Origin of the sequence: Nonomuraea sp. NPDC049158, from assembly GCF_040648335.1 — a bacterium.
Taxonomy (GTDB): domain Bacteria; phylum Actinomycetota; class Actinomycetes; order Streptosporangiales; family Streptosporangiaceae; genus Nonomuraea.
Genome location: NZ_JBEZDM010000017.1, coordinates 126,678 through 148,300, shown reverse-complemented (window position 1 = coordinate 148,300; position 21,623 = coordinate 126,678). Strand labels below are relative to the sequence as shown.

Sequence of the window (21,623 nt, the reverse complement as noted above, 5' to 3'; positions counted from 1 at the left end):
TCCCCATCGGTCAGGTCAATGGATGGTCGAACCCGCGCTCCGACATCCGCCCCGCCACCTCGCCCAGGTCCGCGACGAACTCCGCCACGCGCTCCTCCGTGAAGCGCACGGTCGGCCCGCTGAGGGTGAGCGCCGCCACGATCGCCTTCGTGCCGCCGGTCACGGGCACGGCGACGGCGGACAGGCCGGGCTCGCGCTCGCCGTGGCTGACCGCGTGGCCGTCTTCCGCCGCCTGGGCGATCCACTGCCGCAGCGTCTCCAGGTGCGCCTCGCCGTACGGGGAGGAGCGGGCGATCCGCGACAGGAGCCGCGCAGGCGCGTCCCTGAGCAGGACTTTCGAGGAGGCGCCCGCCCACATGGGCAGCTCGTCGCCGACCCGCACCACGTGGCGCAGCGGCTGCGGGCTCTCCTGCTGGGCGATGCAGATCCGGTGGACGTCCCTGGCGACGTAGAGGTTGACGGTCTCCCGCTGCCGGGCCGCCAGGTCGCGCATGAGCTTGACGGTCTCCGGCGGCAGCTCCCACGCGCTACGGGCCAGGTGCGCCCACCGCCACAGGGCGGGCCCGGCGGTGTAGCCCTTGGGCGCGGCCCACAGCAGGCCCATGTGCTCCAGGGTCTGCAGCAGGCGCAGCGCCGTCGTCTTCGCCAGGCCGGTCTCGTCGACGACCTCGCGGATCGTCAGGATCCGCCGGTCCTCGCCGAGCAGGGACAGGATGTCGAACGCTCGCTGAACGCTGCGCACGCCACCGGTCTCGCCGGATTCTGCCGGGAAGTTCGCGGGCACGGGTCCTCACTTGTCGGTCGAAGGTGAACTCCTGCTCACCCTCTCATGCGGTCCGTACGCTAACACTCGGTCCATTATACGGTCCAGACGTTCCACCACGCGGTTCCTCTTGCGCGGACTGGGATGTGCTCATACTTTGAGCAAGTCCACAGTGCGGTTCTGATGCACCACCTAGTGGAGTCACAATGGATGCGATCCACCAAGCGGGCTGCCTGGTCGCCGGGACGTGGCTGACAGACGGCCCGGCGGCCGAGCGGACCGGCCCCTACCTGCGCCGGACGGTCAGCCGGGCCCGTACGGCGACCCCGGACGACATCACCCGGGCCCTGGCCTACGCCGGGCCGGCCGCCGGAGCGGTGGCGCGGCTGGCCCCGGCGACCAGGGCCGCGATCCTCGAGCGCGCCGCGGCCGAGGTCACCGCCCGCGGCGAGGAGCTGGCCCGGCTGCTGGCCGTCGAGCTCGGCAAGCCGGTCAAGGACGGGCGCGGAGAGGTGCTGCGGGTGGCCGACACGCTGTCGGTCTCGGCGGCCGAGGCCAGGGCGCTGGGCGGCGAGGTGCTGCCGGTGGCCGGCTGGGCGCGCGGCGTGGGCAACACCGCGCTGACCTGCCGCGCCCCCGCCGGTCCCGTACTGGCGATCACGCCGTTCAACGCCCCGGCGAACCTGCTGGCGCACAAGCTCGGCGCCTCCTTCGCCGCGGGCAACACCACGATCGTCAAACCGCCGCCGCAGGCGCCCGGGGTCTCGACGGAGCTGGTGCGGATCCTGCTCGCCGCCGGGATGCCGGTCGAGGCCGTACAGGTGCTGCACGGCGGCGCCGACGTGGGCGCGCGGCTGTGCGCCGCGCCCGAGATCGCCGTGGTCAGCTTCACCGGCGGCGTGAGCGCCGGCGCCGCCGTCGCGCGGGCCGCCGGGCCGAAGCGGGTGCTGCTGGAGCTCGGCGGCAACGCCGCCACGATCGTCTGCGAGGACGCCGACGTGGCCGAGGCGGCGCGGGTCTGCGCGCGCACCGGCTACAGCAACTCGGGCCAGAGCTGCATCTCGGTGCAGCGGGTCTACGTCCAGCGCGGCAGGTTCGAGGAGTTCGTGGCCGCGCTGACCGCCGAGGTGAAGTCCCTGGTCGTGGGCGACCCGCTGGACCCGGCGACCGACGTCGGCTCGATGGTGGACGACGACGCCGCCGAGCGGGTGGTCCGCTGGGCCGGCGAGGCGGCCGGCCAGGGCGCCGCGATCACGACCGGCGGCGCCCGGTCGGGGGCGGTCATGGAGCCGACCGTGGTCGCCGCGCCGCCCGCCGATGCCCGGCTGGTCCGCGAGGAGGTGTTCGGCGCGCTCGTCGCCGTGCTGCCCTACGACGGCTTCGACGAGGTCATCGAGGCGTGCAACAGCAGCCGGTACGGCTTACAGGCCGGTCTGTTCACCCATGACGTGCGGCGGATCGTCCAGGCCTGGCGGGAGCTGGAGGTCGGCGGGCTGGTGGTCAACGGGTCGTCGAACTTCCGCCTCGACCACGTCCCCTTCGGCGGCGTCAAGGACTCCGGCATCGGCCGCGAGTCGCCGCGCTGGATGATCGAGGACTTCACCGTGACCAAGACCCTCCTGCTGCGGGGCCTGAGCATCTGGGGAGAACAGTGACCACCCGCCCTGAGACCGCCACCTCTGAGGCCACCACCTCTGAGGCCACCACCTCCGCGCACGCGCTCGTCGCGCAGTTGGAGGACCTGGGCGTCACGCACGTCTTCGGCACCTGTGGCCACACCAACATCGCCGTGCTGGACGCGCTCGCCGACAGCCGGATCCGGTTCGTCATCGCCCGGCACGAGCAGGCCGCCGCGCACGCCGCCGACGGCTACGCCCGCGTGTCGGGCAAGCCCGGCGTGCTGCTCGTCCACGTCGGCCCCGGCCTGACCAACGCCACCACCGGCGTGCTGACCGCGGCGCTCGACTCGGTGCCGATGGTGGTGATCTCCGGCGACGTCCCCTCCTACTACCACGGGCGGCACCCGCACCAGGAGATCAACCTGCACGCCGACGCCGACCAGGCGGCCGTCTTCAGGCCGTTCGTCAAGCGGGCGTGGAACGTGCGCCGCGCCCAGGACCTCGGCCGGGCCGTGGAGCGCGCCTTCTGGACGGCGACGACGGGCCGGCCGGGCGCGGTGCTGGTCAACGTGCCCATGGACGTCTTCTCCAGGCCCGCCGAGCCGTACCCGGCCATCAGCCGCGCCGAGCCGCCCGGCCTGCCGGCGGACGTCGCCGAGCGGATCGCGGCCGCGCTCGCCGGGGCCGAGCGGCCGCTGATCTACGCGGGCGGCGGCCTGCGCGACGCCGCCGAGGCGCTGCTCCGCCTGGCCGAGCGGCTCGACATCCCGATCGCCCACTCGCTGATGGCCAAGGGGACCGTGCCCGACGCGCACCCCCTGGTCCTCGGCATGACCGGGTTCTGGGGGCTGGAGCTCACCAACGACTACGCCCGCGAGGCCGACGTGGTGCTGGCGCTGGGCACCCGCTTCGCCGAGACCGACTCGAGCTCCTGGGACCCCCGCTTCACCTGGACGCTCGGGGACAAGGGCCGGCTGCTCCAGATCGACCTCGACCCGGCCGAGATCGGCCGCAACTACCCGGCGGAGATCGGCGCGGTCGCCGACGCCGCTCTGGCGATCGGGGCGATCGCCGCGGCGGCCGCGGCGCACCCGGAGGTGAGCCGTCCCGCGCTGCGGGAACGGATCCGCGCGGCCAGGTCGGAGCTGTTCGGCGCGAGCAGGGAACGCGGGAGCGGCGACGACTTCCCCCTGCGGCCCGAGCGCATCCTGGCCGACCTGCGCGACTCGGTGCCACCGGACACGATCCTGGTCACCGACGTCGGCTGGAACAAGAACGGCGTGGCGCAGTGCTACGAGCTGCCGCCCGAGGGCCGCTTCATCACCCCCGGCGGCGCGTCCACCATGGGCTTCGGCCCCGCCGCCGCCGTCGGCGCGCAGCTCGCCGCGCCGGACCTGACCGTGGTGGCGCTGATCGGCGACGGCGGCATGGGCGCCCAGCTCCCCGCCGTGCCACTGGCCGTGGAGCTGGGCGCGCCGGTGATCTTCGTGGTGATGAACAACCGGTCGCACGGCACGATCTCCGACCTGCAGTCCGCCCACTTCGGCCGCAGTCATGGCTGCGACTTCACCGATCCCGCCGGACGGCCCTACAGCCCGGACTTCGCCGCCCTGGCGCGGGCCTGCGGGGCCGACGGACACACGGTCGCCACGCCCGGCGATCTCCGTTCGGCACTGCGCAAGGCGGTGGCGGACCGGCGACCTGCGGTGATCGACGTGCCCATGGTCAACGAGCCCGTCCCGACCCCCGGCCACTGGAACATCAAGGACATCTACCAGGGCGTCTTCCCCGCCTGAAACCGTTGCCCGTTCGATATTTCCTCTGGTCACACCCGGCCGTATAACTAACGTACTAGTTCGTGCATTACACGGCCATGTCGACTCCCCCCAAACGAGGTGAACCGTGTTTCCCGCGAGATTCCCCATCGCCGCCGTATCGCTCATCGTCACACTCACCGCCTGCTCCGCGCCGGGACAGCAGTCCGGCAAGCAGGCCGACGCCACCGGACCCATCAAGGTCGCCAACATCAACGCGCAGAGCGGCCAGCTCAGCTCGCTCGGCAAATGGGAGAACAAGGGCGTCAAACTGGCCGTCGACGAGGCCAACAAGGCCGGCGGCGTCAACGGGCGGCAGATCCAGCTCGACCTGTTCGACGACCAGGGCGACCCCACGGTCGGCACGAACCTGGCCAGGAAGATCGCCGGTGAGGGCTACGTCGCCATGCTCGGCACCGCCGAGAGCGCCGTCACCCTGGCCATGGCGCCCATCCTCAAGGACGCCGGAATCCCGAACATCACCTCGGGACAGTCGCCCAAGCTCGCCGCGCTCAAGAGCCCGTTCCTGTTCCTCAACGCGCCGACCAGCGTGACCTACGACGAGACCTTGGCCAAGTACCTGGTCGATGGCAAGGGCTACAAGAAGATCGCGCTGATCAGCAACAACGGCACCTACGGCGCGGGCGAGCACGACGCCTTCCTGGCCGCGCTCAAGACCAGGAACCTCACCCCCATCGCCGACGAGGCCGTCACCCCCGACCAGAAGGACTTCAGCGCCTCCCTCACCGCCATCCGGCAGAAGAACCCCGACGTCCTGTTCGTCGGCGCCGAGGAGGTCGAGTCCGGGCTGATCGCCAAGCAGGCCCGCGAGCTGGGGCTGAAGGCGGTCCTGGCGGGCGGCGCCCCCATGGGCACCGACGTGTACGTGACCACCGCGGGCGCGGACAACGCCGAGGGCTCGGTCATCAGCTCGCCCTACCTCAGCAACGACGCGAGCCAGGCGAGCAAGACCTTCTCGGCCGCCTACCAGGCCGCGTTCGGCGAGGCCGCCGAACTGCACGGCGCCAAGGCCTACGACGGGGCCAAGATCCTCATCGAGGCGCTCAAGCAGACCAAGGGCGCCGGTGGCCGGCCGCTGGCCGACGCGATCCGCGCGGTCAAGCACGACGGCCTGCTCGGCGACTTCGCCTACGACGACTCCGGGGTGGGCATCCACGCGACCCAGATCGGTCTCATCAAGGCCGGGAAGATCGTCGCCGAGTCGGCCGGCTAGGAGCACCGTGCAGGTCTTTCTGCAGACCCTCATCGGCGGCGTGACGTTCGGCGCGGTGTACGCGCTGGTCGCCATGGGCTTCTCGATCGTCTACCGCACCATGGGCCTGGTGAACTTCGCCCACGGCAACGTGGTGATGATCGGCGCCTACGCCGCCTCCAACCTGTACATGTTCGCCAAGCTGCCCTTCCCCGTCGCGGTCGCGGTGGCCATCGCGGTGACCGCGCTGATCGGCCTGGTCATCGAGCGGGTGCTGCGCCCGCTGGAGAACAAGGACTTCGACCTCATGCTGATCGGCACGATCGGCTTCGGCACCGTGCTGGAGGCCGGGGCGATCCGGGTGTTCGGCGCGACCGGCCACGCCGTGCCGTCGCCGGTGGCGACCGCGCCGCTGGACGTCGCCGGGATCAAGATCCCGACCTACAGCCTGCTGGTCATCGCCGTGGCGGCCGCGGCCACGGTCCTGCTGGGGCTGTTCCTGCAGCGCACCAAGCGCGGCGCGGCCATGCAGGCGGTCGCGATGGACCACGAGGCGGCCACCGCCGTCGGCATCCACGTCGGCCGCAGCAACGCCATGGCCTTCGCGATCGGCGCGGGCCTGGCGGCGCTGGCCGGCGGGCTCATCGGGCCGATGCTCTACGTCAACCCCACGATGGGCGGCTCGCTGGGCATCAAGGGCTTCGCCGCCGCGATCTTCGGCGGCTTCGGCAGCATGCGGGGCGCGATCGCCGGCGGCATGGCGTTCGGGCTGCTCGACTCCTTCGCGGCCGGCCATTTCCAGGAGTACTCGGAGCTGGTGACGTTCCTGGTCTTCGCCGCCATCGTGATGGTCCGCCCCACCGGCATCTTCGGAGAGACGACGGTGAACCGAGCGTGAAACGGCTGATCCCTCTCATCGCCGCAGCCGTGGCGGCCTGGCTGCTGCCGTACGGGCTGGGCGGCTACGCCATCCACGTCGTCGACGTGGCGATCATCTTCGCGGTCCTCGGCATCGGCCTCGGGCTGGCCATGGGCGTGGCCGGGCAGATCAACCTGGCGCAGATCGCCTTCTTCGGCGTCGGCGCCTACGCCGTCGCCATCCTCACCACCCGGGCCGGGCTCGGCTTCTGGACCGCCGCCGCGCTGGCCCTGCTGGCCGCCGTCCTGGTCGGGCTGCTGGTGGGCCTGCCCGCGCTGCGGATGCAGTCGCACTATCTGGGCATCGTCACACTCGGACTGGCGCTGGCCTTCGTCAACTGGATCACCAACGCGACTATTGCCGGGCGGGCCGAGGGCATCAGCGACATCCCGGTGCCGCCGCTGTTCGGGGTGGACCTGTCCAGCGAGTACCTCTTCTACTACGTCGAGCTGGTGGTGTTCGCGCTCGCGCTGGCGTTCGCGCTGTTCCTGACCCACTCGCCGCTCGGCCGCCGGCTGCGCGCCATGCGCGACGACGACCTGGCCGCCGGCGCGCTCGGCGCGGAGATCCCGCTGCTGCGCATGACCGCCTTCGTGCTGTCCGGCCTGTACGGCGGCATCGCCGGTGTCCTGTACGCCGGGCTCATCCGGTTCGTGGCGCCGGAGACGTTCAGCATCGCCAACATGTTCCTCCTGCTGGCCATGGTGATCATCGGCGGCCGGCGGAGCATCCTCGGCTGTGTGGTCGGGGCGGTGGCGCTGTCGCTGGTCAGGGAGGCGCTGCTGGACGTGTCGGCCTACGCTCAGCTCGGGTATGGCAGCGTGGTCGTCCTCGTGGTGGTCTTCGCCCCCACCGGGCTGGCCGGGCTACCCGCCCGTCTCCGGCGCCGCCGGGCCGCCGGGGCGCGAGCCGCACTGGGTCCCTTCCAGCCGTACGACCGGGCCAACGACCAGGTGGGTGCGGACCTGCTGGAGGTCGACGCTGTGACCATGCGGTTCAAGGGTCTGACCGCGCTCGATCAGGTGTCGCTCACGATCACGGCCGGCGAGATCCGCGGCGTCGTGGGGCCCAACGGGTCGGGCAAGACGACGCTGTTCAACGTCGTGAGCGGCTTCTACACGCCGACGTCCGGCCGGGTGTTGTTCCGGGGACGGGAGGTCACCGGCGCGGCTCCGTACCGGCTGTCGCTGCTGGGAGTGGCCCGCACGTTCCAGAACCTGCGGTTGTTCGGCGACCTCACCGTCCGGGAGAACATCCTGGTCGGCCTGGACCGCACACGGACGCGCTGGGTCTGGCGATACCTCGTGCTTCCCTGGAGCGTGCTCGGATTCGAGCGGGCGCTGCGGGTGCGGGCCGATGAGCTGATCGGCCGGTTCGGGCTGCGGGACTTCGCCGACGCCGCGCCGCGCGCCCTGCCGTACGGGATCCAGCGGCGGATCGAGATGGCCCGCGCGATGGCGATGGCGCCCGCGCTGCTGCTGCTCGACGAGCCGGCGGCGGGGCTCAACGGCGAGGAGGTACGGCAGCTCGCCGAGATCGTCCGCTCGATCAGGGACTCCGGCGTGACGGTCGTGGTGATCGAGCACAACATGGGCCTGGTCATGTCGCTGTGCGACCGGGTCACCGTGCTGTCCGGCGGGAAGGTCATCGCCGACGGCGCGCCCGCGGACGTCGCCGTCCAGCCCGACGTGGTCGCGGCCTACCTGGGCGACTCGATGTCCGCACCCTCCCGGATCGCCGCCGAGTCCGCCGCCGAATCCACCATCGAGTCCGCCCCCGAACCCACCGCCCGGCCCGCCCCCGAGGCCGCCGCCGGATCCGCTGCCGAGGAGGCCGCCAGATGAGCACGCTGATCGTCGAAGGACTGTCGGTGCACTACGGCGGGGTGCGGGCCGCCCACGATGTGAGCTTCACGGTGGAGCCGGGCCAGTCCCTGGGCATCATCGGCGCCAACGGGGCGGGCAAGACCTCCACGCTCAAGGCCGTCATGGGCCTGGCGCCCCGGCAGGCCAGGCGCATCGCCTTCGGCGGCCACGATCTGCTGCGCGCGCCCGCGCACACCCTGGTCCGCCACGGCATCGGCTACGTCCCCGAGGGGCGGCACGTGTTCCCGGGGCTCTCCGTGGAGAAGAACCTGCTGCTGGGCGCCTACACCGGCGACTGGAAGCGGACGCCGATCGGCGAGGTCTACGATCTGTTCCCGGTGCTCGGCGAGATGCGGCAGCGCCTGGCCGGAGCGCTGTCCGGGGGTCAGCAGCAGATGCTGGCGATCGGCCGCGCGCTCATGTGCCGGCCCCGGGTGATGTTGCTCGACGAGCCGTCGATGGGACTGTCGCCGATCCTGGTCGAGGAGATCGTGACCGGGCTGAAAAGGCTGAACGCCGACGGGCTGAGCATCCTGCTGGTCGAGCAGAACGCCAAGCTCACCTTCGATGTCACCTCCGCCTGCCTGGTCATGGAGAACGGGGAGATCGCGGCCACCGGCACCTCGGCCGCCCTGCGGGTCGATCCCCAGGTCCGGCGCATCTACCTCGGCCTGTGAGCCCCCGCAGGCGCTCCAGCAGGTTCTCCCCCGGGTCTCTCGCGGATGCTCCGCTGGGGGCTCCCCACAGGTGCTATGGGGCGATCACGGCGACCCGGCCGGTCAGGGCATCGGTGAGTGGCGGGAAGCGGGTGAGTACCTCGGGGTCGTGGCCGGCCACCACCAGGTGCGGGCCGTCGGCGAGCTCGTTGATCCGGTCGAAGGCCCCGTACATGCCGGTCATGCTGTGCAGGATCGGGAACGGCCGGTCGTCCTCGATGTTCTCGTAGAAGTGGCTCGCGTCCGAGGCGATCACCACGTGGCCGCGCGCGGTCCGGATCCGCACCACCTGCATGCCCGCCGTGTGCCCGCCGACCAGGTGGACGCTCAGCCCGGGGACCACCTCGGCGTCGCCGTCGAGCAGGTCCATCCGCCCCTCCTTCTCCGCCGCCCGCAGGTGCGCCACGTCGTCCTCGTCCATCAGCCAGCGCTCCCTGGTGACGCGCCGGGCCCAGGGGCCGGTCCAGTAGTCGAGCTCGGCGCGCTGCAGGACGTACCGGGCGGCGCCGAAGTCGCGGGCCGTACCCGTGTGGTCGTAGTGCAGGTGGGTGAGCACCACGTGGCCCACCGCGTCGGCGCGCACGCCCAGCTCGGCCATCGTCTCGGCGGGCGCGGCCAGGTAGTCGAGGCCGTCGATCCGGGCGGCGCGGGCGCGGCTGATGCCGGTGTCGATGACGACGGTGTGCCGGTCGGAGACGGCCAGCCAGGTGTAGTACGCCGTCGGGTGCGGCTCGCCCGCCCGCCCGTCGTGGCCGTGGAAGTGCTCACCGCGCAGGGCGGCGCGCCGCGCGTACTGGATGGCGTAGACGCGGAACTCACCGCCACCCGCGCTGCCCCCGCCGGGCGCGCTGTTCCCGCCACCCGCGCTGTGCTCGTCGCTCGCATCGTGTTCGCCGCCCACGTCGTGCCCACCGCTCAGGCCACGCTCGCCGCCCACGTCGTGCCCGCCGCTCGCGCCACGCTCGTCGCTCACGTCGCCCTCGCCGTCGTGGTCGGTGCGAGGGTGGCGGGCTTGACGCCGAGCTGGTCGGTGGGGATCCGGTACGTCTCCCGCGCCGTGGCCACGGCGGCCACGTTGATCAGGCACAGCGCCGCGGTGAGCAGGGAGACGCCCAGCCAGCTGTCCCGGCCCGTACCGGCCACCGCCGTGGCGAGCGTGGGCGCGAACCCGGCGATGGCGAACCCGATCTGCGTGCCGATCGCCATCCCGGACAGCCGTACCCGGGTGCTGAACATCTCCCCGTAGAACGACGGCCAGACCCCGCTGGTCGCGCTGTGCACGACACCGAACATCAGGATCCCCACCACGAAGATCAGCGGATAGCCGCCGGCCGAGATCGCCCAGAGGTAGGCGAAGATCAGCACCGCGCATCCCAGAGAGCCGCCGATGAACACCGGCTTGCGCCCCACCCGGTCCGACAGCTTCCCCCACAGCGGGATCGTGATCACCGCCGCGACATTGGCCAGCACGCCGACCCACAGTATCGGCGCGCGTTCCAGCCCCACCGTGTTGACCGCGTACGACAGCGCGTGCACGGTGAAGATCGTGCTCACCGACGCGATCACCGCGGCCACGATCACCCGCAGGACGTCCGTCCCGTGCTCGCGGAACAGCACGACCAGCGGCAGCTTGGCGACGCCGTTCTCGGCGACCTCCCGCTCGAAGGCGGGCGTCTCCTCCAGCGTGCGCCGGATCACGAACCCGACGGCCGCCACCACGATGCTCAGCCAGAACGGTACCCGCCAGCCCCAGCTCAGCAGCTGCTCCTCGGGCAGCGCCGCGATCGGCAGGAAGATCGCGGTGGCGATGATCTGCCCGGCCTGCGTGCCGTTGAGCGTGAAGCTGGTGTAGTAGGCGCGGCGGCCCTCCGGGGCGTGTTCGAGGGTCATGGAGTTCGCGCCCGCCTGCTCACCCGAGACCGAGAACCCCTGCATCAGCCGCAGCACCACCAGCAGCACCGGGGCCAGCACCCCGACCTGGTCGTAGGTGGGCAGACAGCCGACCAGGAACGTCGACAGCCCCATCAGCACCAGCGTGGAGACCAGCACCTTCTTGCGCCCGAACTTGTCCCCCACGTGCCCGAGCACGAACGCGCCGACGGGCCTGGCCAGGTAGCCGACGCCGAACGTGGCCAGGGCCAGCAGCGTTCCGGTGCCCGGGGCGGACGAAGGGAAGAAGACCTTGCTGAAGACCAGGGCGGCGGCGGTGCCGTAGATGAAGAAGTCGTAGTACTCCAGGGCGCTGCCGATCCAGGCGGCGATCGCGGCCTTGCGCGGCTTTCCCTGGGGAGTGGGGATGTCGGTCACGGGGCTCCTCCCGGGTGAGAATAGCCCCGAAACTAACTCACTGGTTCGTACATTACAAGGGTGTGTACAAACCCTCTCCGGAGCGGCCGAGATCGGGTGCGGCCGTCCGGCCGCAGGTGGGCGGCACTACGCGGGGCGTCGGCACCGTGCGGGGCGCGGGCGCTACGTGGCGCGCGGGCACTACGCGAGAGCACCGGATGCTACGCGGGGGCGCCGGCGCCACGCAGGTAGGCGACGGTCAGCTCGCCGACCATCGTGCGCAGCCTGGCGCGGTGCTCCGGCGCGGTCATGTCGCGGCCGAACAGCGCCCCGAACGTGTGCTGGTTGGCGACCCGGAAGAAGCAGAACGCGCTGATCATCATGTGCACGTCTATGGCATCGGCCTCGGTGACGAAGTCGCCGGACTCCTGCCCCGCGTCGAGGATGCGGGAGATGATGTCGAGCACGGGCGCGCCCAGGTTGGCCAGCACCTCGGACTTGCGGATGTGCTCGGCCTCGTGGATGTTCTCGATGCCGACCAGCTTGATGAAGTCGCGGTGCGCGTCGTGGTGGTCGAACGTCAGCTCCGCCAGTGTACGGATGGCCTCCACCGGCGCCAGGTGCGCCACGTCGACGGTCCGCTCGGCGGCCCGCACCTCGGTGTACGCCTTCTCCAGGACCGCGATGTAGAGCTGCTCCTTGCCGCCGAAATAGTAGTAGATCATGCGCTTGGTGGTGCGCGTCCGCTCGGCGATCTCGTCCACCCTGGCGCCGGCGTACCCGTGCCGCGCGAACTCCCGCTGCGCGACCTGGAGGATCTCCGCCTTGGTCCGGTCGGCGTCACGCTGACGTTCACCGGCGGCGCGAGCGAGTGGCTGCGAGGTCATGGGGCTCCACGGTCGGGCCGACAGGGGTCGCGCCAATCCTAGATGACCGTTGTCCCGGCCGCTGGGCCCCGGCGTGCTGGGCGGCCAGGCGGACGGGCGCGTTGGCGGCGCCGTACCCCTGGTAGCCGCCGACGCGCTGGACGAGCTCGAAGAACACCCGCCCGGCCGTGACCGTGTACAGGTGGAGGAACTCCCCGTGCTCGTCCCTGTCGTACAGCAGGCCGAGCTCCCGCAGCTCGGGGGGCACGTCGTACCGGGCGACCAGGTCGTCGTAGTAGTTGGCGGGGACGGCGAGCAGCAGGTCGGGGACTACGGCGCGCAGCCCGCGGGCGGTGGCCACGATGTCGTCGCAGGCCAGGGCGATGTGCTGCCAGGGGATGTGCTGGGCGCCGACCTGGTTGATGTTGAGCACCATCCGTACGGCGCCGTCCCGGGTGGACATCGCCTTGCTGCGCAGCAGGCCGTAGGGGTCGGGGACCTCCAGGCTCTCCTGGGGGCGCAGGCCGAGGACGGTGCGGTAGAACAGCGCGGCCTCGTCGAAGTGGTGCCTGGGCTGGGTGAGCGCCACGTGGTCGATGTGGGTGATGCCCCCGGCCGCCGGTTCACCCTCCGCGCGGGGCTCGAAGTCGTCGGTCCAGCTGGAATGGTCGGGATGTCCGGTGCGGCAGAAGAAGAGCTCGGTCCCGTCGGGTGCGGCGATCGCGTCCAGCCTGGCGTCCCGAGGGGCGCGGTGGCGGGGCAGGACCGGTGACAGCAGCGACTCGGCACGCCGTACGGAGCCGGCGGGGTCCGGGCTCTCCAGCCCGATCGCGGCGAGCGCGGGTCCGTCGCCGGTGGCGTTGAGCAGGATCCGGGCCTCTCCCTGCTCCCACAGTTCGACCGGCTTGTGGGCATGCGTCCCGGTGCGTACGAAGCCGAGCGCCGCCAGGAGCCCACCCAGCTCGTACGCGTGACCGGACGCCCCGTGCGACTCCCCCGGTCCGGACGACCCGGGCACGTCGGCGGGAGGGACGGACAGCTCGGCGAACGCGAAGCCGGACGGGATGACTGGAGGCGGGATGACCGGTCGCGGGATCAACGAGGGCGGGTTCGCGGCGCGTCGCAGGGCGGTGGCCTCCTCCAGGGCGATGAGCGACCGCATGGCGTCCAAGGCCGTCCGGCCGGCATCGGCCTGCCGGAAGCCGTCGTTGAACACCTCCAGCGACAGCGGCCCGGCGTACCCGGTGTCCAGCACGTGGCTCACCAGCCCCGCCAGGTCGAAGGTGCCCTGGCCGGGGAAGCACCGGTAGTGCCTGCTCCACTGCAGCACGTCCATCGCCAGCAGCGGCGCGTCTGCCAGCTGGAGGAAGAACACCCGGTCGCCCGGGATCGCCTCGATGCCGATCGGGTCGGAGCCGCGCGACAGGATGTGGAAGCTGTCGAGGCAGGTGCCGAGGTTCGGGTGGCCGGCCATGCGCACGATCCGCCAGGCGTGCAGGTATTCGTTGACGTGCCTGCCCCAGGCCAGCGCCTCGTAGGCGATCCTGATGCCGTGCCCGGCGGCGCGTTCGGCGAGCAGGCGCAGCTGCTCGGCGGCCAGCTCGTCGTCGTCGACCGCGTCGGGTGACACGCTGGAGCAGACCAGCAGCAGGGTGGCGCCGAGGCGTTCCATCAGCTCGAACTTGCGCTCGGCCCGGCGCAGGTTGCGGGCCAGTACGTCGCCGGGCACCGCCTCGAAGTCGCGGAACGGCTGGTACAGGTCGATGCCGAGGCCCAGATCCCCGGCCCGGGCCCGTACCTCCTCCGGGCTCAGCGGGGAGACGAGGAGGTCGTTCTCGAAGATCTCCACGCCGTCGAAGCCCGCGGCGGAGATGGCGGTCAGCTTCTCCGCCAGCGTCCCGCTGACCGAGACGGTGGCGATGGACTTACGCATGGGCAGACCTCCCGGTCAGGCGGCGATCAGGTCGGTGAGGTGCGTGAGCATCCGTTCGGCGTCGGGCTCGCGGCCCGTGAACAGGCGGAAGGCATGCGCGGCCTGGAAGACCACCATGCCGCCGCCGTGCATGGTCCGGCAGCCGAGCGCCCCGGCCCGGCGCAGCAGCTCGGTCTCCAGGGGCCGGTAGACGATGTCGGCCACCCACAGCTCCGGCCGCAGCAGCTCGGCGGGGAGCGGCAGCCCGGGGTGCTGCGCCATCCCGGTGGGGGTCGCGTGCACCAGCCCGTCCGCCGTCGCGAGCAGCCCGCCCAGCTCGGCCTGGGCCGCGGTGCGGATCCGGTCCGGCCCGAACCGGCCGGCCAGGTCGGCGGCGAGCGAGGCCGCCCGGCTCTCCGCGGCGTCGACCAGCACCACCTGGTCGGCGCCGAGGGTCAGCAGGGCGTGCGCCACCGCGGCCCCCGCCCCGCCCGCGCCCAGTTGCACCACCTGCCGGGTCGGCGCGTCGGGCAGTCCCCGGGCGAACGACTCCGCGAACCCGGTCCAGTCGGTGTTGTGCCCCACGGCCCGCCGCCCCTCGAACACGACGGTGTTGACCGCGCCGAGCATCGCCGCGTCCGCCGACAGCTCGTCCAGGAAGGGGATCACGGTCTGCTTGCACGGGTGGGTGATGTTGAGGCCGTCGTACCCGAGCCGCCGCGCCGTACGGACCAGCTCTCCCACGGCGTCGGCGCCCAGTCCCAGCTCGCCGATGTCGAGCAGCCGGTAGACATAGCGCACGCCGTGCGCGTCGGCTTCGCGCTCGTGCAGCGCGGGGCTGAACGACGGGCCGATCCCGGCGCCGATCAGGCCGATCAGATAGGAGCTCATCCGCTCTCACTCTCCTCCAGTCCCATCAAATGTACGAACTAGTACGTTCGTACGCTAGACCGGAAGCGGCACCACCCGCGAGAGCCGACCGTCAGGCGGCTCTCACGGGCGGGCGGACCAGGCGGCTCGCGAGTGGGCCGGATCAGGCGGCTCGGGTGGGCGGATCAGGCGGTTTGTGCGGGCGGATCAGGCGGTTTGGGCGGGCCTGATCAGGCGGCGCCAGACGTCGATCACCAGGACCGGACGCATGCCCGCCGACAGGTAGAGGTCGAGCGCGGGCGAGGTGTTGTTGGAGTCGACGTGCAGCAGCGTCCCCCGCCGCCCGCGCGCCGCGTCGGCGGCGAAGGCGTGCCGCAGCAGGAAGCGACCCAGCCCCTTCCCTCGATGCTCGGGCAGGACGGCCAGCGTGGCGACGTAGCCGCAGTCCTCGTCCGGCACGAACTGGTTGTTGCCGATCACCACCGCCGCCGGCCGCCCGTCGATCCTGGCGACGACGAGCTGGGCCCAGTCGGTGATGCTCTGCGCCTGCCTGCGTTCGAGCCAGTGCTCGTAGTCGACCTTGACGAAGCCGAAGTGGTCGGCGAACGCCTCCTGGTAGATCTGGTGCGCCTCCCGGCGGACGGCGTCGGCCTCCCCGCTGTGGAGGGTCAGCCCAGGGATCGGGGCGGGCGGCTCGACCGGGCCCTCGTGGTCGACGCGCATCCGGTGGAAGCTGGTGCCGGGCTCGAAGCCGCGCTCCTTGGCCAGCGCCTGCCTGCCGGTGTCGGCCCGGTAGATGCCGATGTCGACCGTGGCGGCGTCGTGGCCCCGCTCCAGCGCCAGCTCCCCGGCGCGGTCGAGGACGAGGCGCCAGAGCTCGTCGGCGAGCCCCTCGACGCCGGGGCGTACGAGGACCTCGATGTCGATCATGTCGCTGTCGCCCTTGGCGACCGCCCAGGCCCAGCCGACCAGCGTGCCGTCGGCGTCGTGGACGAGCCAGCCGTCGGTGTCGAGATGGAAGTCCGGCTCCGCCAGCTCGTCGGCGATGTCGGCCAGTGTGGCGTCGGGAACGCCGATGACGGCGAGGTCGCAGGCCGCGACGAGCTCGTGGATGGCGGGGGCGTCCGCCGCCCGGGGGCGGCTGAACTGATGGGCACCGGAGGGCTTCATAGCGGCGATTTTCCCGAACCCGGGCGCCCCACGCCTCCCATTATCCGCGCTGTGGATAAGCTGAGACGGTGCTCGACAAGACGCCGTTGCGCATCGATGTCGCCACGCTGGACGGAATGACGATCCGGCTGGCGCTGAGCGGCGACCTTGACTTCGACACCGCCGCCGATCTGACGGGGCTGACGTTCGACGCCGGTTATCGCCGGCTTGACGTTGATCTGTCGGAGCTGGCCTTCATCGACTCCTCCGGCCTGGCCGCTCTCGTACGCCTCCAGCGGCAGGTCGAGGGCGCCGACGCCGAGTTGCGCGTGGTGGCGTTGACGCCCTATCTGCGTAACCTGATGCGGATGACCGGGCTCGACAAGCTGTTCAGCCTGCCGCCGGGCTGACCACCTCATGCTCGGCGGCGTCGGCCGACGGACGCCCGCGCAGGGGGATCTCCTTGATGAAGAGCGCCAGCACCGGCACGGCCACGGCGAACAGGATGGCCCACCAGAAGACGCCGGAGATCGACGCCGCGAGTGACTCCAGCAGGCCGGTGCGCATCTGCGGCGGCATCTGGCCGAGCGCCGCCGGGTCCAACCGGCCACCGCCCTTGGCGATCTTGTCCGCCGCCTGCGGGCCGAACCGGCCGGTCAGCTCGGACAGGAGGTGGTTGTTGAAGATGGCGCCGAACATCGAGACGCCGAACGAGCCGCCGATCGAGCGGAAGAACGTGGCGGCGCTGCTGGAGACGCCGAGGTCCTTCTGCTCGACGCTGTTCTGCGCGATGAGCATCGTGGTCTGCATGAGGAAGCCCATGCCGAGGCCGAGGACGGCGATGTAGACGCCCGTGCGCCAGCTGGGCGTGGCGACGTCCATGGTCGACAGCAGCCACATGGCCACGGCCATGCCGACGCCGCCGAGCACCGGGTAGATCTTGTACTTGCCCGTGGCGGTGATGGCCCGGCCGACGAACAGCGACACCACCATGGCCGAGGCCATCATCGGCAGCAGGAGCAGGCCCGAGTTGGTGGCCGAGGCGCCCTGAACGGTCTGCTGGAACAGCGGCAGGAAGTTGATGGCGCCGAACATGGCGAAGCCGAGCAGGAAGCCGATGCCCGAGATCAGGGCGAAGTTGCGGTTGCGGAACAGCTGGAGCGGCATGATCGGCTCGGCCGCCCTGCCCTCGGCGAAGATGAACGCCGCCAGCGTGACCACGGCGAGCGCGACCAGCGTGAGGATCTGCCAGGAGCCCCAGGTGTACTGGTTGCCGCCCCAGGTGGTGATGAGGACCATCGCGGTGATGCTGACGGACAGCAGGATCGCGCCCAGCCAGTCGATCCGCACCCGGTTGTGCAGCTTGGGGAGCTTCAACCGCAGCGCCAGCACGACCAGGGCGATGGCGCCGACCGGCAGGTTCACGTAGAAGGCCCAGCGCCAGTTGAGGTTGTCGGTGATGAAGCCGCCCACCAGCGGGCCCGCGATCATGGCCAGCGACATGACGCCCGCCATGATGCCCTGGTACTGGCCGCGCTCGCGGGGCGGCACCAGGTCGCCGATGATGGCCATCACGTTGACCACGAGGCCGCCGGCGCCCAGTCCCTGCAGCGCGCGGAACCCGATCAGCTCGGCCATGCCGTTGTCGGGACCGCCGAGCAGGGAGGAGCCCGCCATTCCGCAGAGCATGGAGCCGATCATGAAGATCACGATCGATATCATGAAGATGGTCTTGCGGCCGTACAGGTCGCCGATCTTTCCCCAGATGGGAGTGGAGACCGTCGTACCGAGAACGTAGGCTGTGACGACCCATGACAGATGGGTCAGTCCCCCGAGTTCGCCGACGATGCGCGGCATCGCCGTACCCATGATCATGTTGTCGAGCATGGCGAGGAGCATCGCGAGCATCAGCCCGGGCAGGACCACCATGACTTCACGCCGTCGTGCGACCGTTTCCGCCATACACACCCCCACTGAACGTCCTTGCTTACCTGCCGACCGGCAAGCATAGAATAAGCTAGAAACCTTACTTGCCGACGGTCAAGTCGAATCAAGTCGAAATAAGGTGCACATTGCGGGAAGACACGCGGAGCCGGATCCAAGAGATCGCGCTCAAGCTCTTCATCGAGCAGGGTTACGAGGCGACCTCGCTGCGAGAGATCGCGGAGGAGCTCGGCGTGACGAAGGCGGCGCTCTACTACCACTTCAAGACCAAGGAAGACATCGTCGCCAGCCTGGCCGACCTGCGGGTGGCGGACATGGAGGAGCTCCTGGCCTGGTTCAGGAGCCGGTCGAACACGCCGGAGACACGCCGCGAGCTGCTCCTGCGCTACGCCGACAAGCTGAAGAACGAGCGTTACCTCGAGGTCGCCCGCTTCATGGAGCGCAACCAGACGGCGCTGCGCGATCACCCGAAGATCCTTCGGATGCGCGAGGTGATGCTGGAGCTGACCTCCGAGGTCACCGATCCCGGCGACCCGCTGGCCGTGCGGATCAGCCGCTCGATGGCGCTGTTCACGCTGCACGCGGGCAAGTGGATGGCGCAGGACGAGAAGCTGACCGAAGAGGAGATCAGCGAGGCCGCGCTGGAGGTCGCGCTCCGGCTCATGGAACCGTAGGGACGATTGGGACGGGGCTGAATGGGCAGAGGCCACCCACGCGTCCGATGGACTACGGAGGAGGTGCGGTGGAGGCCACGATAGCGCTCCGGCTGCCCAGGGATGCGGCCAGCGTCCCCCTGATCAGGCAGATGTTCGACGGCACACTGAGGTCATTGGGGGTGGAGCCGCAGATCCGCGACGACATCGAGCTCATGCTCACCGAGGCGTGTTCGAACGTCGTCAGGCACGCGGGCCCGAGCGACGAGTTCGTGGTGAGCGCGGGGGTCTACGACAAGCTCTGCGTCATCAGAGTGATCGACATGGGCGGGGGCTTCGACCCACCGCCCAACATCGGCGAGGCGGCGCCCAACGCCGAGTCCGGCCGGGGGATTCAGATCATGCGGGCACTGGCCGACGACATCCGCTTCACCAACCGGCACGAGGACGGCTCGGTGGTGTGCCTGGAGAAGCGCCTGCGCTTCGCGCCGGGCGCGGCGGGGCCGCACTTCATCGCCAACTGAACGGGCTTCCGAAGCACGGCCCCCACGCTCAGGCGGACGGTCGTACCTGCTCACCCCTTCTCCCCAATCGTGTTCTCCCAATCGTCGTCCCCCGCAACCGTGCCTCGAGCCCTCCCATGACCGGCCGTACCTCGGACTTGTGGGCCGTCGATCCCGCCATCAGCGCGAGCGCGAGCAGGACGGCCACGGAGATGAGGAAGACGGCCAGGAACGCCAGGATGAGGACGATCACCAGTGAGGCGATCGTGCTGAGCACTGCCAACATCAGCCGGAGATGCCCCGAGAACCGGCACTTATGCGCGAGTTTCGGGTAGATCACGCTTACCGCGACGTCACACCGGCCGACTCGGCAGCATGTCGAGGCGACGCAGGATGACCCCCTCGCGCAGCGCCCAGGGGCAGACCTCCAGGCGGTCGACCTCGAACAGGTCCATGGTCGCGTGGGCCACGATGGCCCCCGCGGCCAGCTGCGCGGCCCGCCCGTCGGACACGCCGGACAGCGCGGCCCGCTCGGCCGTGCTCATGGTGGTCAGCTTGACGGCCCACTCGGCCATGTCCTGCCGCGACAGCGATCGGGAGACATAGAGGCCGTCGTTGGTGGGCGCGGCCCCGGCGATCCTGGCCAGCTGTTTGAAGGTCTTGGAGGTGGCCACGGCCCGGTTGGGCTCGCCGTATCGGACGACGTCGCCGACCGTGCGGGCGATCTGGGCGCGTACGTGCCGGCGCAGGTTGCGGACCTCGTCGGCGGACGGCGGGTCGGAGGCGAACCAGCCGCGGGTGAGCCGCCCCGCGCCGAGCGGCAGCGAGACGGCCACGTCGGGCTCCTCGTCGACCCCGGCGGCGATCTCCAGCGAGCCGCCCCCGATGTCGAAGGCGAGCAGCCGCCCCGACGACCAGCCGAACCAGCGCCGCACGGCCAGGAACGTCAGCCTGGCCTCGTCGCTGCCGGACAGGACCTCGATGTGCACGCCGCAGCGGTCGTTGATCTGGGCGAGCACATGCTCGCCGTTGGCGGCCTCGCGCACGGCGGAGGTGGCGAAGGCCAGGAAGTTCTCGACGCCTTTGTCCTCGGCGATGCGCAGTGCCTCCTCGACGAACTCGCCGAGCCGCTCGATGCCCTCGGCGGACAGCTCGTTGCGCTCGTCGAGGTGCTCGGTCAGCCGCAGCTCCTCCTTGTGGGAGTAGGCGGGCAGTGGCCGCGCGCCGCGGTGCGCATCCACGACGAGTAGGTGGACGGTGTTGGAGCCGATGTCCAGTACGCCGAGTCGCATGGGGAAACGCTACCGGTCAACCGCCTGTACGGCGAAGCCGAGCCCCAAGTGACCGTGCGGCGCGACGACCTTTCCCGCCGGGGCCCTAGTCTGATCGCATGTCACGAACCCTGCGACTGTTGATCACCGGCGGCGGCACCGGCGGTCACACCTATCCGGCCCTGACGACCCTGTCGGCCGTCCAGCGACGTCAGGTGCCGCACGACGTGCTCTGGGTGGGCACCGCCAACGGCCTTGAGGCCAGGATCACCACCGAGCACGGCATCCCGTTCAAGGCCATCACCACCGGAAAGCTGCGGCGCCGGCCCAACCTCAAGGAGCTCGGCACCAACGTCGCCGACGTGTTCCGCATCCCGGTGGGCGTGATCCAGGCGATCGGGCACGCCGCCCGCTACCTGCCCGACGTGGTGCTGTCGACCGGGGGTTACGTGGCGGTGCCGATCGGTGTGGCGGCCAAGCTGATCCGCCGCCCGCTGGTGATGCACGAGCAGACCACGGTGGTGGGGCTGGCCAACCGGATCCTGGCCAGGCTGGCGACGCGGATCGCGCTGTCCCACGAGTCGTCGCTGGAATACCTGCCGCCGTCGGCGCGCGCGAAGGCCGTGGTGACCGGCAATCCGATCAGGCCGGAGCTGCTGCAGGGCAACCGGGCCGCGGCGTACGACCTGTTCGGGCTGACGTTCGAGGTGCCGCTGATCTACGTGACAGGCGGCGCGACGGGCAGCAAGCAGATCAACACGCTGATCGCGGAGATCCTGCCGCGACTGCTGCCGCATGCCCAGATCGTGCACCAGTGCGGGCCCGCGTGGATCGACCAGATGCGCGCCACCGCGCTGCCGCCGGACCTGGCCGACCGCTACCACCCGGTGCCGTACGTGGGCTCGGAGCTGCCCGATCTGTTCGCCGCGGCCGACGTGGTGATCGCGCGCAGCGGCGCCGGGACGGTGTCGGAGCTGACCGCCATCGGCAGGCCGTCGGTGCTGATCCCGCTGATCCCGACCGGCGGCGACGAGCAGCGCAAGAACGCCCGCTACCTGACCTCCGCGGGCGCGGGCCGCGCGCTGCTGGAGCCGCACCCGACGGGCGAGCAGCTGCTGGCCGAGCTGATGCCGCTGCTGGCCGACCCGGGCCTGCGCGCGACGATGGCCGAGGCGGCGCGCAAGCTGGGCCGGATCGACGCGGCCGAGGCTCTGTGCGACGTGCTGCTGGAGGCCGCGCACGTCCAGTAACCGTCTTGGA

The 21,623-nt window shown here is 71.0% G+C and carries 20 protein-coding genes; 10 read left to right on the top strand and 10 right to left on the bottom strand.

Annotated elements, in window-relative coordinates; translation table 11 throughout:
* Positions 1–10: 10 nt before the first annotated feature.
* Entirely contained in the window at positions 11–784 is a 774-nt protein-coding gene (locus AB0B61_RS32325; protein ID WP_358439868.1) for an IclR family transcriptional regulator, read from the bottom strand.
* Positions 785–969: 185 nt separating this feature from the next.
* On the opposite strand from AB0B61_RS32325, the gene AB0B61_RS32320 reads away from it, so the two are divergent.
* From AB0B61_RS32320 to AB0B61_RS32295, 6 genes are all read left to right on the top strand, one after another.
* Positions 970–2,418 (top strand): aldehyde dehydrogenase family protein, encoded by a 1,449-nt coding sequence (locus AB0B61_RS32320; RefSeq protein WP_358439865.1) that lies wholly within the window; start codon positions 970–972, stop codon positions 2,416–2,418.
* Entirely contained in the window at positions 2,415–4,178 is a 1,764-nt protein-coding gene (locus AB0B61_RS32315) for a thiamine pyrophosphate-binding protein (protein WP_358439863.1), read from the top strand. Before AB0B61_RS32320 ends, AB0B61_RS32315 begins: the two co-directional genes overlap by 4 nt.
* Positions 4,179–4,284: 106 nt before the next feature.
* Positions 4,285–5,430, top strand: coding sequence for an ABC transporter substrate-binding protein (locus tag AB0B61_RS32310; RefSeq protein WP_358439860.1), 1,146 nt, complete (start codon positions 4,285–4,287; stop codon positions 5,428–5,430).
* A 7-nt stretch (positions 5,431–5,437) separates the two neighbouring features.
* The gene (locus tag AB0B61_RS32305) at positions 5,438–6,307 is read left to right on the top strand and encodes a branched-chain amino acid ABC transporter permease (RefSeq protein WP_225292901.1); all 870 of its coding nucleotides are present in this window, start codon (positions 5,438–5,440) and stop codon (positions 6,305–6,307) included.
* Entirely contained in the window at positions 6,304–8,172 is a 1,869-nt protein-coding gene (locus AB0B61_RS32300; protein WP_358439857.1) for a branched-chain amino acid ABC transporter ATP-binding protein/permease, read from the top strand. Before AB0B61_RS32305 ends, AB0B61_RS32300 begins: the two co-directional genes overlap by 4 nt.
* A complete protein-coding gene (locus AB0B61_RS32295; protein ID WP_358439855.1) occupies positions 8,169–8,870 on the top strand; it encodes an ABC transporter ATP-binding protein in 702 nt (233 codons plus the stop codon). The genes AB0B61_RS32300 and AB0B61_RS32295 overlap by 4 nt, the downstream gene beginning before the upstream one ends.
* Before the next feature lie 73 nt (positions 8,871–8,943).
* Here the strand turns inward: AB0B61_RS32295 and AB0B61_RS32290 are convergent, their stop codons facing one another.
* The 6 genes from AB0B61_RS32290 to AB0B61_RS32265 form a co-directional block, all read right to left on the bottom strand.
* Positions 8,944–9,882: an N-acyl homoserine lactonase family protein gene (locus AB0B61_RS32290; RefSeq protein WP_358439853.1), complete on the bottom strand. Its 939-nt coding sequence runs from the start codon at positions 9,880–9,882 to the stop codon at positions 8,944–8,946.
* Positions 9,879–11,216 (bottom strand): MFS transporter, encoded by a 1,338-nt coding sequence (locus AB0B61_RS32285; RefSeq protein WP_358439850.1) that lies wholly within the window; start codon positions 11,214–11,216, stop codon positions 9,879–9,881. Before AB0B61_RS32285 ends, AB0B61_RS32290 begins: the two co-directional genes overlap by 4 nt.
* A gap of 200 nt (positions 11,217–11,416) precedes the next feature.
* Positions 11,417–12,082 carry a TetR/AcrR family transcriptional regulator gene (locus AB0B61_RS32280; protein WP_357953133.1) on the bottom strand — a complete coding sequence of 222 codons (666 nt, stop codon included), beginning with the start codon at positions 12,080–12,082 and terminating at the stop codon, positions 11,417–11,419.
* Positions 12,048–13,994 carry a TIM barrel protein gene (locus AB0B61_RS32275; RefSeq protein ID WP_358439847.1) on the bottom strand — a complete coding sequence of 649 codons (1,947 nt, stop codon included), beginning with the start codon at positions 13,992–13,994 and terminating at the stop codon, positions 12,048–12,050. The genes AB0B61_RS32280 and AB0B61_RS32275 overlap by 35 nt, the downstream gene beginning before the upstream one ends.
* A 15-nt stretch (positions 13,995–14,009) precedes the next feature.
* Positions 14,010–14,864: a shikimate dehydrogenase gene (locus tag AB0B61_RS32270; protein WP_358439844.1), complete on the bottom strand. Its 855-nt coding sequence runs from the start codon at positions 14,862–14,864 to the stop codon at positions 14,010–14,012.
* A gap of 186 nt (positions 14,865–15,050) precedes the next feature.
* Complete coding sequence (locus AB0B61_RS32265; RefSeq protein WP_358439841.1) at positions 15,051–16,013, bottom strand: GNAT family N-acetyltransferase; 963 nt, start codon at positions 16,011–16,013, stop codon at positions 15,051–15,053.
* A gap of 68 nt (positions 16,014–16,081) precedes the next feature.
* On the opposite strand from AB0B61_RS32265, the gene AB0B61_RS32260 reads away from it, so the two are divergent.
* Positions 16,082–16,402 (top strand): STAS domain-containing protein, encoded by a 321-nt coding sequence (locus tag AB0B61_RS32260; RefSeq protein ID WP_225292910.1) that lies wholly within the window; start codon positions 16,082–16,084, stop codon positions 16,400–16,402.
* Here the strand turns inward: AB0B61_RS32260 and AB0B61_RS32255 are convergent.
* Positions 16,383–17,954 carry an MDR family MFS transporter gene (locus AB0B61_RS32255; protein ID WP_358439839.1) on the bottom strand — a complete coding sequence of 524 codons (1,572 nt, stop codon included), beginning with the start codon at positions 17,952–17,954 and terminating at the stop codon, positions 16,383–16,385. The genes AB0B61_RS32260 and AB0B61_RS32255 overlap by 20 nt on opposite strands.
* Positions 17,955–18,064: 110 nt before the next feature.
* Between AB0B61_RS32255 and AB0B61_RS32250 the strand changes: the two genes are divergently transcribed.
* Both AB0B61_RS32250 and AB0B61_RS32245 read left to right on the top strand, forming a co-directional pair.
* On the top strand, positions 18,065–18,610 hold the full coding sequence (locus AB0B61_RS32250) for a helix-turn-helix domain-containing protein (RefSeq protein WP_358439836.1): 546 nt from the start codon (positions 18,065–18,067) through the stop codon (positions 18,608–18,610).
* 68 nt (positions 18,611–18,678) lie between these two features.
* Positions 18,679–19,113 carry an ATP-binding protein gene (locus AB0B61_RS32245; protein ID WP_358439833.1) on the top strand — a complete coding sequence of 145 codons (435 nt, stop codon included), beginning with the start codon at positions 18,679–18,681 and terminating at the stop codon, positions 19,111–19,113.
* A gap of 28 nt (positions 19,114–19,141) precedes the next feature.
* Here the strand turns inward: AB0B61_RS32245 and AB0B61_RS32240 are convergent, their stop codons facing one another.
* Entirely contained in the window at positions 19,142–19,378 is a 237-nt protein-coding gene (locus AB0B61_RS32240) for a hypothetical protein (protein WP_357953147.1), read from the bottom strand.
* Positions 19,379–19,445: 67 nt separating this feature from the next.
* Entirely contained in the window at positions 19,446–20,384 is a 939-nt protein-coding gene (locus AB0B61_RS32235; protein WP_358439831.1) for a Ppx/GppA phosphatase family protein, read from the bottom strand.
* A gap of 98 nt (positions 20,385–20,482) precedes the next feature.
* On the opposite strand from AB0B61_RS32235, the gene AB0B61_RS32230 reads away from it, so the two are divergent.
* Complete coding sequence (locus AB0B61_RS32230; RefSeq protein ID WP_358439829.1) at positions 20,483–21,613, top strand: UDP-N-acetylglucosamine--N-acetylmuramyl-(pentapeptide) pyrophosphoryl-undecaprenol N-acetylglucosamine transferase; 1,131 nt, start codon at positions 20,483–20,485, stop codon at positions 21,611–21,613.
* The last annotated feature ends 10 nt before the right edge of the window (positions 21,614–21,623 follow it).

Excerpts from the sequence above, each read along its gene's own strand:
- AB0B61_RS32255 (WP_358439839.1), bottom strand. The coding sequence starts at position 17,954 with ATGGCGGAAACGGTCGCACGACGGCGTGAAGTCATGGTGGTCCTGCCC.
- AB0B61_RS32280 (WP_357953133.1), bottom strand. The coding sequence starts at position 12,082 with ATGACCTCGCAGCCACTCGCTCGCGCCGCCGGTGAACGTCAGCGTGAC.
- AB0B61_RS32295 (WP_358439855.1), top strand. The coding sequence starts at position 8,169 with ATGAGCACGCTGATCGTCGAAGGACTGTCGGTGCACTACGGCGGGGTG.
- AB0B61_RS32270 (WP_358439844.1), bottom strand. The coding sequence starts at position 14,864 with ATGAGCTCCTATCTGATCGGCCTGATCGGCGCCGGGATCGGCCCGTCG.
- AB0B61_RS32265 (WP_358439841.1), bottom strand. The coding sequence starts at position 16,013 with ATGAAGCCCTCCGGTGCCCATCAGTTCAGCCGCCCCCGGGCGGCGGAC.
- AB0B61_RS32275 (WP_358439847.1), bottom strand. The coding sequence starts at position 13,994 with ATGCGTAAGTCCATCGCCACCGTCTCGGTCAGCGGGACGCTGGCGGAG.
- AB0B61_RS32230 (WP_358439829.1), top strand. The coding sequence starts at position 20,483 with ATGTCACGAACCCTGCGACTGTTGATCACCGGCGGCGGCACCGGCGGT.
- AB0B61_RS32235 (WP_358439831.1), bottom strand. The coding sequence starts at position 20,384 with ATGCGACTCGGCGTACTGGACATCGGCTCCAACACCGTCCACCTACTC.
- AB0B61_RS32320 (WP_358439865.1), top strand. The coding sequence starts at position 970 with ATGGATGCGATCCACCAAGCGGGCTGCCTGGTCGCCGGGACGTGGCTG.
- AB0B61_RS32240 (WP_357953147.1), bottom strand. The coding sequence starts at position 19,378 with ATGTTGGCAGTGCTCAGCACGATCGCCTCACTGGTGATCGTCCTCATC.